The organism is Streptomyces sp. NPDC089915, from assembly GCF_040684675.1.
GTDB lineage: Bacteria > Actinomycetota > Actinomycetes > Streptomycetales > Streptomycetaceae > Streptomyces.
This window is the reverse complement of the sequence record NZ_JBFBGN010000170.1, coordinates 1-12,806: the sequence shown is the minus strand read 5'-3', so window position 1 is coordinate 12,806 and position 12,806 is coordinate 1. Positions and strand designations below refer to the sequence as shown.

Below are 12,806 nucleotides of genomic sequence, written 5' to 3'. Positions count from 1 at the left end.
CCTTTCGCCGTCTCCCGGGGCTCCGCCCCGGACCCCGCGCCTCAAACGCCGGCGGGGCTGGATTTCGCGCAGCGAAATTCCAGCCCGCGCAGCGGCAACGGCCCGCGGCCCCGCCGCGCGTCACAAAGGAAGCGCGGCCGTCAGGGCCGTCAGGGTCGGGGTCCACGCCGAGTCCGCGGGAGTGCCGTAGCCGAGCACCAGCGCCTCCCGCACCGGCATCCCCGTCTCCGGGTGCCGGTACCGCGCCAGCCCCTCCACCGCCAGCCCCTGCCAGGCCGCGGCCTGGACGATCGACCGTTCCGTCCCCTCGGGCAGGTCCAGCACCGCGTGCAGCCCCGCCGCGATGCCGGAGACCGGGAAGCCGCCGTCCAGCGCGGCCACCAGCTCGTCCCGCCGCCGCCGGTAGCGCAGCCGCATCGCCCGTACGTGCCGGTCGTACGCCCCGGACGTGATGAACTCGGCCAGCGTCAGCTGGTCCAGCGCGCTCGACGTCCACTCAGCCGGGCCCTTCGCGGCGAGGACCTCCTCCAGCAGGTCCGGCGGGACCACCATCCAGCCCGTCCGCAGCGCCGGGGCGAGGGACTTGCTCGCGGTGCCGAGGTAGACGACCCGGTCCGGGTCCAGGCCCTGGAGCGCGCCGACCGGCTGGCGGTCGTAGCGGAACTCCCCGTCGTAGTCGTCCTCCAGGATCAGCCCGCCCGTGGTCCGCGCCCAGTCCACCGCCGCCGCCCGGCGGTCGGGGGTGAGGGCCGCGCCGGTGGGGAACTGGTGCGCCGGGGTCAGCAGCACCGCGCCCACCCGGGGGCCGAGCCCGGCCAGGTCGGGGGTGCGGGCCCCGGACCCGTCCACCCACAGCGGACGGGTCCGCAGCCCGGCCCCGGTGAGCAGGTCGCGGTGCAGGTCGAGGCTGTAGCCCTCCACGGCCACCTCCCGTACCCGGCGCGCCCGCAGCACCCCCGCGAGCAGCCGTACGGCGTGCACGAAGCCGGCGCACAGCACGATCCGGTCCGGGTCCGCGTACACCCCGCGGGCGCGCGCCAGGTATCCGGAGAGCGCCTCGCGCAGTTCGATCCGGCCGCGCGTGTCGGAGTAGCCGAAGGCCTCGTTCGGGGCGTCGGTCAGGGCCCGCCGGGCGGCCGCCAGCCAGCCGGCGCGCGGGAAGGCGCCGACGTCCGGGGAGCCGGGCACCAGGCTGTACGCGGGGCCGCGCCGCACCGGGCGGCGGACCCGGGGCGCCGGGCCGGGGGCGCGGCGCGGCCTGGCCCGTTCGGCGACGCGGGTGCCGGAGCCCTGGCGGGCCGTCAGCCAGCCCTCGGCGACGAGTTCGGCGTAGGCCTCCGCGACGGTGTTGCGGGCGATGCCCAGGTCGGCGGCGAAGGTGCGGGAGGACGGCAGCCGGGTGCCGGGCTCCAGCCGCCCGCTGCGCGCCGCCTCCCGCAGCGACTCCGTCAGCGCGGCCCGCAGGCCGCGCTCGCCGGCCCCGACCGCCGCGAGGTCCAGGTGCAGGTCGGCGCCGTAAGTGGCCCACGAGTCCGTCATGGATATGGACCATATAGGCGGTCCGTCCACTCCGTACGGTGGATCCATGAGCAACGACACGAAGACCACGGAACTGGCCGCCGAGCACACCCCCCGGATGCAGCTGTTCAAGCTGGCGCCCGAGGCGTACAAGGCCGCCGTCGCCCTGGACATCGCGGCGCAGAAGGGCCTGGACCCGGCCATCGCCGAACTGGTCAAGATCCGCGCCTCGCAGATCAACCACTGCGCGTTCTGTCTGGACATGCACACCAAGGACGCCCTCGCGGCGGGCGAGAGCGTCGAGCGGATCGTCCAGCTCAGCGCCTGGGAGGAGTCGCGGCACTTCTACACGGAGAAGGAGCTGGCGGCGATCGAGCTGACCGAGGCCATCACCGTGCTGACGGACGGGTTCGTCCCGGACGAGGTGTACGAGAAGGCCGCCAAGCACTTCGAGGAGGCCGAGCTGGCCCAGCTGATCACGGCCATCGCCATGATCAACATGTGGAACCGGTTCGCCGTCACCACCCGGCTGTCCCCGGGGCACTACACCCCGGGGTCGCTCAAGCGCTGATCTCCGCTCACTCCGGCCGGAACGACTCCAGGGCCGCCGTCAGGTTGGCCCTGGTCGTCGTGGCGTCGGCGGCCGGGCCGGCGGCCAGCAGGGCCCACCGGTTGCCGTCCGGGGTGGTGACGATCCGCTCCATGCCCCGGCGGCGGCCGTGGGACTCCGCGCTGTCGTACTCGTACACCAGCTCGCAGGAGGAGCCGGCGACCGGGTCGATGGACACCTGCCGGTAGGCGGGGGTCCCGCCGCTCAGCCGTTCGGAGGACATCCGCAGCAGCTCGCAGGAGCCGGTGGAGGCGGGTTCCGTGATCCGGAAGATCTGGATCAGGGCGCTGCGGTCGCCGCCGGGCGGACGGTAGAAGGCCCCGTTGCCCTGTTCGTCGTGGCTGGCCCCCCAGCCGTCGGGGACGGCCACCGAGAACCCGGCCTCGTCGTGCACCACCGTGTGACCGGGGCCCGCGGAGGGGCTCGGGGAGCCGCTGGGGGCGGGTCCGCCGGACGGGCTGCCCGTGGTGGCGGGCGCGGACGGCCGCGGCGTCGCGGGGGCCGTAGCCGTAGCCGTACGGGCCGGCGGGCGGGCGTCGGCGGCGGGGCCGCCCCCGGCCCCGAGCAGCACCCACGCCGCGACGGCGCCCCCGCCGACGACGGCCGCGACCACCCCGGCCAGCAGCGGGGTGCGCCACTGCCCCCGCCCGGGCGGGGGCGGCGGCAGCGGAGGGGGCGGCGGCGGCACCGCGGGCGGCCCCCAGCCCCCCGCCGGAAGCGGCGGCAGCCCTGCCTCCGACCCGTCCCCCGCCTCCCACCCGCCCCGAGCGGCCCGCTCGTACCAGGCAAGTCCGGAGTCCGCCGGGACGGACCCGGCAGCCGGGTCGGCCCCGCCGGCCCGCACGGACTTCTCGGCAGCCGCCGGACCGCCGGGCGACTCGACGGCGTCCGGCTCGACCGCGGCCGGGCCCGAGGCCCCAGTGCCGACGGGACCCGCCGGCCGCCCCTGCGGCTGCCAGGGCAGCCCGGAGTCCGCGGTCACGGGTGCCGACGGCACGCCGCCCCCGCCCTCCGGCTCCACCGGCCACCCCGACGGCACGGGCGGCCGCGAGGGAACAGGCGGCACCGCCGGCCGGACGTGGTGCTCCGCCCCCGCCGGGCCCTCCGTCACCACCGGACCCTCCGCCCCGGCCGGGCCTTCCGGGCTGGACGGGCGCTCCGGGTAGCCCGGGTGACCCTCTCGGGCCGGGCCTTCCGGCACGGCCGGGTGTGCCGGCTCGGGCGGGCCCTCCGACTCGGGCGGGCCCTCCGGCTCAGGCGGGTACGCCGCCCCCGCCGGGTCCTCCGTCGCCGGCGGGTGTTCCGGCACCGGCGAGTGTTCCGGCTCCGGCGGGTGTTGCGGTTCGGGCGTCGGGTGGGGTGGTCTGGGGCCCCATTCCCAGCGCTGGGTGCCCGGGTTCCACCAGGTGTCGTCGGGCGAGGGCACCGGTCAGCCTCCCAGTGCGGCGAGCAGGCCGCCCAGAGCCGTCGCCGCGCTCACCGTCTCCACCAGCGGAGCCCACCGCACCAGGGCCGCGCGCAGCCGTGCGGGCAGGCCGGGCCGGATCTCCCCCGCCTCCTCCAGCTCCGCCGCCGCCCCGTCCAGTTCCGCGTCGAGCTCCCCGCGCCCGGTGCTGCGCGGCAGCCGCACCAGCGCGGCGCGCAGTTCGCGCACCGCCTCCAGCAGCTCCCCCGCGTCGGGCACCCGCTCCCGACCGCCGTCGCCGTCCTGCCGGACGGTGTTCGTGTTGTCGCGGCCGCCGATGCTGAAGGCGCTGCCGGTGACGTCGCCGATCCGGACCGAGCGCTCCTCGCCGCCGTTACCTACCACCGCTGCTCCCCTTGTCGCTCGTACCGCCGCCGCCGGCGGTGTTCTGGTGGCCGGTGCCCCCGACGCTGAACGCGCTGTCGTGCACCGACTGGATGAAGGTGGCGCCCTCGGCCACGTGGACCGCGCGCCGCGCGAACTCCTCCGTGTGCCAGCCCGCTTCGTGCAGGGCGACGGTAACCCCGCCCACCACCCGGTCCTGAACGGTTTTCAGATACCGGTCGAGGTCCATCAGCTGGAACAGCGATCCGTCCTCGGCCGCGCCGGCCTCCCGGACCGACAGCCGCGGCCCTTCCGGCAGGAGGCCGTCCTGGTGGCCGGTGACGGTCCGCCACCAGGTGGCGAACGCCCGCAGCAGGGCGGCGGCGGCGTTCCAGAAGGAGCCGGGGGTGGCCGCGAGGGCCGACACCGCCTTGCCGTACCAGGCGGTGTTCAGGTGGCGCCGCGCGTCGGCGTCGGCGTTCTGGAAGAGGGCCCGGACGGGCAGCAGCACGTGCGGGGCCACCTCCAGCATCATCATCCCGCCCTGCGTGTGGACCCGTACGAACACGGTCACGACGAGGTTCTCGTCCCAGCCGCCGACCCGGACGCGCAGGAAGTGCCTGCGCCGCTCCCCGCCCTCCTCGACGGCGCCGAGGCGGTGGCCGGTGAACTGCTCGCGGGCCAGGCGGGCCATGTCCCGGTGCGGGAGGCCGGTGGGCGGGAGGAACACGCACTCGTCGAGGACCAGCTCGCGCAGCCGGTCGCGGACGTCGGCCCGGGCGCGCTCCGAGCCGTGCGGGGAGGGCACGCGCAGGGCCTGGAGCAGGGGCACGATGCGCCGCACGATGTCGGCGTTGGTGACGGGGTGCGGCTCGCGGCCGGCTCCGAGGTCCTCGCGGGGGCGCAGTTCCACGGACAGCTGCCAGGCCCGGTAGCCGCCGCCCGCCCCGGTGAAGGGCCCGTTCACGTCGTACATGATCAGCGGGTCGTGCTGCTCGGCGAGGATGCGCTCGCGGACCCGGGCGAACCGGGGGTTCTGCGTGGCGGGGTCGGCCGCCCGGTCGGCGTACGCGCGCGGGTCGAGCTCCGTGGAGATGATCCGGGCGATGTGCACGCGGCGGAGCACGAGCAGGACGACGATCCCCGCGCACACGAGGAGGGTCAGCCACAGGAAGAGGGGCGAGGAGTCGGCGGAGCCGCCGGAGCCGGTCCCGGCCGGCCCGCCGAGGCCGTCGAAGCCCCCCGCTCCGCCGGAGCCGCCGAACCCGCCCGAGCCGCCGGACCGGCCGGACCCGTCGGACCCCACCCAGCCGCCGAACGCGTACCGCAGCAACCGGCCCAGGTCGCCGCCGTCGGTCCAGGCCGCCCAGAACAGGAAGAGCGTGGCGGCCAGCCCCAGCCAGCCGAGGACCCGGGGCAGCATCGACAGGAACCGCATCCACGGGTCCGTCCGGTCGCGGAGCCAGTCGGCGAAGCCCAGCAGCAGGAAGGGGACGAGCAGCAGGGTGATCAGCCCGCTGGTCAGCAGGACGCCGACCAGCCAGGCGCCGATGATCCCGGCGGCCCAGGCGAGCTCGACGCGCCGGGCGCGCAGGGCGTGGGCCAGGACCCGGGTGGCGTCGAAGCCGTACGAGGGGGCGGCGATCCGCTCCTCGTGGACGTACAGCTCGTCGATGACGCGGTCGCGGTAGGAGCCGTCGAGGTAGGTGCCCGCGCACAGCAGGCGGCCCGCCTCGCTGAGGGAGGGATGGACCGGTGGGCGGCCGTCGCGCGGGTCCGCCGGGGTGTCGCCGCCGGGCTGAGGGGGGATCAGGGGGTCGGTCACCGGGCGACCTTATGAAGCCCCTACGTGAACCGACAGGCCGATTCACGCCAAAGCGCCCCGGCCTGGTTTGGCCGGGGCGCAAGGGTGTTCGTACTGATCAGGCGTAGGTGTGAACCCCCTGATCAGTACGGGTGGATCAGATCAGGCCGAGCTCGCGGACCGCGTCGCGCTCCTCGACGAGCTCCGCCACGGAGGCGTCGATGCGCTTGCGGGAGAACTCGTTGATGTCCAGGCCCTGGACGATCTCGTACTTGCCGTCCTTGGTGGTGACGGGGAAGGAGGAGATGATGCCCGTCGGGACGCCGTAGGAGCCGTCCGACGGAACGCCCATGGAGGTCCAGTCGCCGGCGGCGGTGCCGTTGACCCACGTGTGGACGTGGTCGATGGCGGCGTTGGCGGCGGAGGCGGCCGAGGACGCGCCACGGGCGTCGATGATCGCGGCGCCGCGCTTGGCGACGGTCGGGATGAAGGTGTCGGCCAGCCACTGCTCGTCGTTGACGACCTCGGCGGCGTTCTTGCCGGCGATCTCCGCGTGGAAGATGTCCGGGTACTGGGTCGCCGAGTGGTTGCCCCAGATGGTGAGGCGCTTGATCTCGGTGAGGTCGGCACCGGTGCGCTGCGCGAGCTGCGACAGGGCGCGGTTGTGGTCCAGGCGGGTCATCGCGGTGAAGCGCTCGGCCGGGACGTCCGGGGCGGCGGCCTGCGCGATGAGCGCGTTGGTGTTGGCCGGGTTGCCCACGACCAGGACCTTGATGTCGTCCGCGGCGTGCGCGTTGATCGCGGCGCCCTGCGGCTTGAAGATGCCGCCGTTGGCGGAGAGCAGGTCACCGCGCTCCATGCCCTTGGTGCGCGGGCGGGCGCCCACGAGGAGGGCGACGTTGGCGCCGTCGAAGCCCTGGTTCGGGTCGTCGAAGATGTCGATGCCCTTGAGGAGCGGGAAGGCGCAGTCGTCGAGCTCCATGGCGGTGCCCTCGGCGGCCTTCATGCCCTGCGGGATCTCCAGGAGGCGGAGCTTGACCGGCACGTCCGCGCCGAGCAGGTGGCCGGAGGCGATGCGGAAGAGCAGGGCGTAACCGATCTGGCCGGCAGCGCCGGTCACGGTGACATTCACGGGAGTGCGGGTCATGGCCTTCTCCGTTAGACAGCTGGCGGTGGGGCGTCCCCGCCCCGTGTGCTGGGTCCCAGGTAATGGGGAGGACGCCGCTTCCCTGTCCTGCGAATCTTGACGTGAAGAGACATCCGCCCGTCAGGCTATCCGACCCGAGGGGTCCCCAACCCCCCGGTGCCTGTGGTCCACGGCACACGACCCCCGGGTTCGAAGGTCCGAACGCACGCGCGACCTGCGCTCCAGTGCGGAAATCCGTCCCTTCCAGGGCCCTTCGAGGGGACGGGCGCGCCGCGCCGCGGGGTGTCCCGGCGGCGCGGCGTCGGACGTCCGGTCAGCGGACGGTGAAGCGGACGGCCGTCTCCAGGAAGGGGAGGTGCAGCAGCGGCTTCGGCTCGATCACCAGCGCCAGCAGCGTGATCGCCACGCCCAGCAGCCCGTACGTGACCATGTCGGTGAAGCGGGAGCGCACGGCGAGCATCCCCACCGAGGGCAGCGCGCGCCGCATCACGGCGGCCGCGATCAGGGCGATGCCGATGACGAGGCAGCCGATGCGCGGGTGCCCCATCGCGGTGGTCAGCAGGCCGACGGCGGTGGCGGCGAGGACGCTGAGCATCGGCCACTGGCGGGCGGGCGTGGACACGGCACCGGGGATGGCCCGGCCGGCGCCCTCGGGACGGGCGGTGTCCTGGGTGACGGCGGGAAACCGCCGCGACCGCGCCGCGGCCCGCGCGGGACCGGCACCCGGATCCCCGCCGACCGCGGCCCCGTTCGCACCGCCGGCCTTGGCGGCCCCGGCCGCGCCGGCCTTGGCGGCCCCGTTCGCGCCGCCGGTCGCGTCGGTACCGGCCGCCCTCGCGGACCCGTTCGCACCGCGGGCCGCGTCGGCACTGCCCGCCCTGGCAGCCCCGTTCGCACCGCCGGCCGCGTCGCCGCCGCCGGTCGTGTCCGCGCCGCTCGCGTCGTGCTCAGCCCGCACTGCCGGCCCGCTCCGCCGCCTCGACCACGTTCACCAGCAGCTGCGCGCGGGTCATCGGGCCGACGCCGCCCGGGTTCGGGGAGATCCAGGCCGCCACCTCGGCGACGCCCGGGTGGACGTCCCCGACGATCCGGCCGTCCTCGTCGCGGCTGACGCCGACGTCGAGGACGGCCGCGCCCGGCTTGACGTCCTCCGGCTTGACCAGGTGCGGGACGCCCGCCGCCGCGACGACGATGTCCGCCTGGCGCAGCAGCGCGGCGAGGTCGCGCGTACCGGTGTGGCACAGGGTCACGGTGGCGTTCTCGGACTTGCGGGTGAGCAGCAGCCCGATGGAGCGCCCCACGGTGATGCCGCGGCCGAGGACGACCACGTGCGCGCCGTTGATCTCGACCTCGTGGTGGCGCAGCAGCTCGACGATGCCGTACGGGGTGCAGGGCAGCGGGCCCTCGATGCCCAGGACCAGCCGGCCCAGCGAGGTCGGGTGCAGGCCGTCGGCGTCCTTGGCCGGGTCCATCAGCTCCAGGACGCGGTTGGTGTCGATGCCCTTGGGGAGCGGGAGTTGCACGATGTACCCGGTGCACTCCGGGTCCTCGTTCAGCTCGCGCACGACCGCCTCGATCTCCTCCTGGGAGGCCGTGGCGGGCAGTTCGCGGCGGATGGAGGTGATGCCGACCTCGGCGCAGTCCTTGTGCTTGCCGTTGACGTACCAGCGGCTACCCGGGTCGTCGCCGACGAGGAGGGTGCCGAGGCCCGGGGTGACGCCCCGCTCCTTCAGCGCCGCCACCCGGGCGGTCAGTTCGGATTTGATCGCGGCCGCGGTGGCCTTGCCGTCGAGAATCTGGGCGCTCATGAGGGCATCCTTCCGGATGGGGCGGCCCCGCTTCCAGTCGGGCGGTGGCCGGAACCCGCTCTTCATTGCACTTGCACAACAAGTCTGACCCGGCTCCGCAACCAACTGGACAAGCCCGGTGCGGGCCCACCACGATGACGGGCAGCAAGACGAACGCAATGAGTGCCGCGGGCAGTGCCGGGGGGCGTACCGCAGAAGCAAGTGTCCTCCAGCGTGCCGTGCGTCCCCGCACTTCACGGAGGAAACACCCAGATGAGCTTCGGCGACCCGAACAACCCTTACGGGCAGCAGCAGCCGCCGCAGGGACAGCAGCCCGGCTACGGCTACCCGCAGCAGGCCCCCCAGGGCGTCCCGCCGCAGGCCGGCTACGGCTACCCGCAGCAGGGCCAGCAGCCGTACGGCGTCCCGCCGCAGGCTCCCGGCACGCTGCAGGCCAACAACGGCTACATCAACGTCGCGGGTCTCGGCACCGTCCAGGTCGCCCCGATGGGCCGCCGCTTCGGCGCCCGCCTGATCGACGGCCTGGCCATCGGCATCCTGTACGCCGTCTTCAGCGCGATCGGCCTGGCCGGCGTGTTCGGCGCCTCGAAGTCCATCGACGACTGCTCCGGCATCGACCCGCTGTCGCCGCAGTACCAGACCTGCGTCAACGACGCGGCCGCCCAGGCCGGCGGCATCGTCGCCGCGTTCTTCGGCGCCATCTTCGTGTTCTTCCTCATCACGCTGCTCTACGAATGGCTGATGATCGCCTTCGTCGGCGCCACGCTCGGCAAGATGGCGCTCGGCCTGAAGGTCGTCAAGGAGAACACCGGTCAGGCCCCCGGCATCGGCGGCGGCTTCATCCGCTGGATCATCCCCATGGTCGGCAGCGTCCTCTGCGGCATCGGCCAGCTCCTGGTCTACCTCTCCCCGTTCTTCGACAACTCGGGCAAGCTCCAGGGCTGGCACGACCGCGCGGCCGGCACCCTCGTCGTCAAGACGAAGTAACCGCTCCCCGCACCACCGCTCGCACGCGGCGAAGGCCGCCACCCGCACCAGCGGGTGGCGGCCTTCGCCGTATCCGGAGCCGGGCCGCGGCTCAGTGGAAGAAGTGGCGCGTACCCGTGAAGTACATGGTCACGCCCGCCTTCTGCGCCGCCTCGACGACCTGCTCGTCACGGACCGAACCGCCCGGCTGGACGACCGCCTTGATACCGGCGGCGGTCAGGATCTCCAGCCCGTCCGGGAAGGGGAAGAAGGCGTCCGAGGCCGCGTACGAGCCCTGGGCGCGCTCGGCGCCCGCCCGCTCGACGGCCAGCTTCGCCGAGTCGACGCGGTTGACCTGGCCCATGCCGACGCCGACCGAGGCGCCGTCCTTGGCCAGCAGGATCGCGTTGGACTTCACGGCACGGCAGGCCCGCCAGGCGAAGGCGAGGTGGGCGAGCTCCTCGGCGGACAGGGCGTCGCCGGTGGCCAGCGTCCAGTTCGCCGGGTCGTCGCCCTCGGCCTGGAAGACGTCGGAGTGCTGGAGCAGCACGCCGCCGCTGACGGGCTTGAGGTCGCCCGGCTGGTGCGGGGTGCCGTCCACCTTCAGGACGCGGATGTTCTTCTTCTTGGCCAGGACCTCCAGCGCGCCGTCCTCGTACGCCGGGGCGGCGATGACCTCGGTGAAGATCTCCGCGACCTGCTCGGCGAGCTCGACGGTCACCGGGCGGTTGACGGCGATGACGCCGCCGAACGCCGACAGCGGGTCACAGGCGTGCGCCTTGCGGTGCGCCTCGGCGACGTCCGCGCCGACCGCGATGCCGCACGGGTTGGCGTGCTTGATGATCGCGACGCAGGGGCCCTCGTGGTCGTAGGCGGCGCGGCGGGCGGCCTCGGTGTCCACGTAGTTGTTGAAGGACATCTCCTTGCCGTGCAGCTGCTCGGCGTTGGCGAGCCCGCCCGGCTGGCCGTCGGTGTAGAGCGCGGCGGCCTGGTGCGGGTTCTCGCCGTAGCGCAGGGTCGACTTGCGCTCCCACGCGCCGGCGAGGAACTCGGGCAGGACGCCCTCCTCGGCCTCCGGGGCGTACGCGTTCGTGAACCAGGAGGCCACGGCGACGTCGTACGCGGCGGTGTGCTGGAAGGCCTCGGCCGCGAGCCGCTTGCGGGCGGTGAGGTCGAAACCGCCGCCCTGGGCGGCGGCGAGCACGTCGGCGTAGCGGGCGGGGCTGGTGACGACCGCGACCGAGGGGTGGTTCTTGGCGGCGGCGCGGACCATCGACGGGCCGCCGATGTCGATCTGCTCGACGCACTCGTCCGGGGTGGCGCCGGAGGCGACGGTCTCCCGGAAGGGGTACAGGTTGACGATCACCAGGTCGAAGGGCTCGACGCCCAGCTCGGCGAGCTGGCGGCGGTGGTCCTCCAGGCGCAGGTCGGCGAGGATGCCGGCGTGCACGCGCGGGTGGAGGGTCTTGACGCGGCCGTCGAGGCACTCGGGGAAGCCGGTCAGCTCCTCGACCTTGGTGACGGGCACGCCGGCCGCGGCGATCTTCGACGCGGTGGAGCCGGTCGAGACGAGCGCGACGCCCGCCTCGTGCAGGCCGCGGGCCAGGTCTTCCAGTCCCGTCTTGTCGTAGACACTGACGAGCGCACGGCGGATCGGCCGCTGGGTGGTAGCCGTCGTCGTTTCGTTGGCGGTCACTGGATTGTTACCTTTCGTCCCTCAATGCGGTAGCCGTGCCGGGCCAGGCGCCCCACGACGTCGACGAGCAGCTTGCGCTCGACTTCCTTGATGCGCTCATGGAGCGCGGCTTCGTCCTCCCCGTCCCCGATCTCCACGACACCCTGGGCGATGATCGGACCGGTGTCCACGCCGCTGTCCACGAAGTGGACCGTGCAGCCCGTGACCTTGGCCCCGTACGCGAGGGCGTCCCGCACCCCGTGCGCTCCGGGGAACGCCGGGAGGAGGGCGGGGTGGGTGTTGATGAACCGGCCGCCGAAGCGGTCGATGAAGTTCTTGCCGACGATCTTCATGAATCCCGCGGAGACCACGAGGTCCGGCGCGTACGCGTCGGTGGCCCCGGTGAGGGCGGTGTCCCACTCCTCACGGCTCCCGTAGGCCTTGACCGGGCACACGAAGGTCGGGATCCCGGCCTTCTCGGCCCGCTCCAGACCGGCGATGTTCTCGCGGTCGGCCCCGACGGCGACCACCTCGGCACCGAATCCCTCGGCACCGCCGGGGTGGGCGTCGATGGCGTCGAGCAGGGCCTGGAGGTTGGTGCCGGAGCCGGAAACCAGCACGACCAGGCGGGAGGCGGCCATGGGAGGCCCTTTCTCACAGGATTTGCGACGTTGGTCTTGTGTGGTCATACGAAACTTCGGGGTACCGATATACGGGGAACCATACGAAGCCACCGACCGCCTGCAACGATACCGGCACACGGGACCGCCCCCGAGGGACGGGGGGACGGCCGGGCGGTAGCGTCAGGGCTACACGTCCACGACACAGGGGAAGTAAGCCACTCGATGCCGGACCGCCGTCAGCCCGACCCCTCCACCGACGACAACCCCTTCGCGGCGCCACCGGAGGGCCGGCCCGACCAGCCCTGGCAGCCCCGGCAGCCGCAGCGCCCGCGCGACGGCGGCGGCCCGTCGGGCCCGTCCGACCCGAACCCCGGCAAGGAGCCCGGGGGGCCGGCCCGCTGGGACCCGATGGACCCGGTCCAGCGGCGCGCGCGGTACGCGATGCTCGCGGGCATGTGGGGGTTCTTCTTCGGGATCTTCGGGATCCCCTCGGTGGGGCTGCTGCTGGGCGCACTGGCCATGTACTGGGGCATCAGCGCGCTGCGCGGCCGCGCGGCGACCCCGGCCGACCCGGAGAAGGGCACCCCGGCCCGGCCCGGCGGCCTCTCCGACCTCGGCCCGGCGGCCCGGCCGCAGCGGGCGGCGGCGATCAGCGGCATGGTCTCGGCGACGCTGGCCCTGCTCCTGGCGGGCACCTCGTACGGGCTCCAGCTGGCGTACAAGGACTTCTACGTCTGCCGGGACGACGCCCTGACGCAGACGGCGGAACTCCAGTGCAACGACCTCCTCCCGGACAACGTGATCGGCAACGTCCTGAAGGTCCAGCGCTGACCGCACCGCTCCCCGCGCCTCAAACGCCGGCGGGG

The 12,806-nt window shown here is 74.1% G+C and carries 12 protein-coding genes; 3 read left to right on the top strand and 9 right to left on the bottom strand.

All coding sequences use genetic code 11. The annotated features are described in order from the left end of the window. Window positions 1-120: 120 nt before the first annotated feature. On the bottom strand, window positions 121-1,539 hold the full coding sequence (locus AB0O29_RS31205) for a PLP-dependent aminotransferase family protein (RefSeq protein ID WP_365158310.1): 1,419 nt from the start codon (window positions 1,537-1,539) through the stop codon (window positions 121-123). A 46-nt stretch (window positions 1,540-1,585) separates the two neighbouring features. On the opposite strand from AB0O29_RS31205, the gene AB0O29_RS31200 reads away from it, so the two are divergent. Continuing rightward, a complete protein-coding gene (locus AB0O29_RS31200) occupies window positions 1,586-2,089 on the top strand; it encodes a carboxymuconolactone decarboxylase family protein (protein ID WP_365158308.1) in 504 nt (167 codons plus the stop codon). A 7-nt stretch (window positions 2,090-2,096) separates the two neighbouring features. Here the strand turns inward: AB0O29_RS31200 and AB0O29_RS31195 are convergent, their stop codons facing one another. From AB0O29_RS31195 to AB0O29_RS31170, 6 genes are all read right to left on the bottom strand, one after another. Next, complete coding sequence (locus tag AB0O29_RS31195; RefSeq protein WP_365158306.1) at window positions 2,097-3,110, bottom strand: hypothetical protein; 1,014 nt, start codon at window positions 3,108-3,110, stop codon at window positions 2,097-2,099. A gap of 447 nt (window positions 3,111-3,557) precedes the next feature. Beyond that, entirely contained in the window at window positions 3,558-3,938 is a 381-nt protein-coding gene (locus AB0O29_RS31190) for a hypothetical protein (protein ID WP_365158303.1), read from the bottom strand. Beyond that, window positions 3,928-5,742 (bottom strand): hypothetical protein, encoded by a 1,815-nt coding sequence (locus AB0O29_RS31185; protein ID WP_365158300.1) that lies wholly within the window; start codon window positions 5,740-5,742, stop codon window positions 3,928-3,930. The genes AB0O29_RS31190 and AB0O29_RS31185 overlap by 11 nt, the downstream gene beginning before the upstream one ends. Window positions 5,743-5,878: 136 nt before the next feature. After that, window positions 5,879-6,868, bottom strand: coding sequence for a malate dehydrogenase (locus tag AB0O29_RS31180; RefSeq protein WP_365158297.1), 990 nt, complete (start codon window positions 6,866-6,868; stop codon window positions 5,879-5,881). A gap of 313 nt (window positions 6,869-7,181) precedes the next feature. Further along, complete coding sequence (locus tag AB0O29_RS31175) at window positions 7,182-7,826, bottom strand: DUF3017 domain-containing protein (RefSeq protein ID WP_365158294.1); 645 nt, start codon at window positions 7,824-7,826, stop codon at window positions 7,182-7,184. Continuing rightward, window positions 7,816-8,676 carry a bifunctional methylenetetrahydrofolate dehydrogenase/methenyltetrahydrofolate cyclohydrolase gene (locus AB0O29_RS31170; protein ID WP_365158291.1) on the bottom strand — a complete coding sequence of 287 codons (861 nt, stop codon included), beginning with the start codon at window positions 8,674-8,676 and terminating at the stop codon, window positions 7,816-7,818. Before AB0O29_RS31170 ends, AB0O29_RS31175 begins: the two co-directional genes overlap by 11 nt. A gap of 252 nt (window positions 8,677-8,928) precedes the next feature. Here AB0O29_RS31170 and AB0O29_RS31165 point away from each other — a divergent pair, with 252 nt between their 5' ends. After that, a complete protein-coding gene (locus AB0O29_RS31165; RefSeq protein WP_365158288.1) occupies window positions 8,929-9,663 on the top strand; it encodes an RDD family protein in 735 nt (244 codons plus the stop codon). 91 nt (window positions 9,664-9,754) lie between these two features. Here the strand turns inward: AB0O29_RS31165 and purH are convergent, their stop codons facing one another. Together purH and purN are read right to left on the bottom strand one after the other, a co-directional pair. Further along, window positions 9,755-11,338, bottom strand: coding sequence for a bifunctional phosphoribosylaminoimidazolecarboxamide formyltransferase/IMP cyclohydrolase (gene purH, locus AB0O29_RS31160; RefSeq protein WP_365158286.1), 1,584 nt, complete (start codon window positions 11,336-11,338; stop codon window positions 9,755-9,757). After that, window positions 11,335-11,958, bottom strand: coding sequence for a phosphoribosylglycinamide formyltransferase (gene purN, locus AB0O29_RS31155; protein ID WP_365158283.1), 624 nt, complete (start codon window positions 11,956-11,958; stop codon window positions 11,335-11,337). Before purN ends, purH begins: the two co-directional genes overlap by 4 nt. Before the next feature lie 204 nt (window positions 11,959-12,162). On the opposite strand from purN, the gene AB0O29_RS31150 reads away from it, so the two are divergent. Continuing rightward, entirely contained in the window at window positions 12,163-12,771 is a 609-nt protein-coding gene (locus AB0O29_RS31150) for a hypothetical protein (RefSeq protein ID WP_365158280.1), read from the top strand. Window positions 12,772-12,806: the final 35 nt, after the last annotated feature.

Bases quoted from the DNA above. Each gene is read 5' to 3' on its own strand.
- AB0O29_RS31205 (WP_365158310.1), bottom strand. From the start codon at position 1,539: ATGACGGACTCGTGGGCCACTTACGGCGCCGACCTGCACCTGGACCTC.
- AB0O29_RS31200 (WP_365158308.1), top strand. From the start codon at position 1,586: ATGAGCAACGACACGAAGACCACGGAACTGGCCGCCGAGCACACCCCC.
- AB0O29_RS31180 (WP_365158297.1), bottom strand. From the start codon at position 6,868: ATGACCCGCACTCCCGTGAATGTCACCGTGACCGGCGCTGCCGGCCAG.
- AB0O29_RS31170 (WP_365158291.1), bottom strand. From the start codon at position 8,676: ATGAGCGCCCAGATTCTCGACGGCAAGGCCACCGCGGCCGCGATCAAA.
- AB0O29_RS31165 (WP_365158288.1), top strand. From the start codon at position 8,929: ATGAGCTTCGGCGACCCGAACAACCCTTACGGGCAGCAGCAGCCGCCG.
- purN (WP_365158283.1), bottom strand. From the start codon at position 11,958: ATGGCCGCCTCCCGCCTGGTCGTGCTGGTTTCCGGCTCCGGCACCAAC.
- AB0O29_RS31150 (WP_365158280.1), top strand. From the start codon at position 12,163: ATGCCGGACCGCCGTCAGCCCGACCCCTCCACCGACGACAACCCCTTC.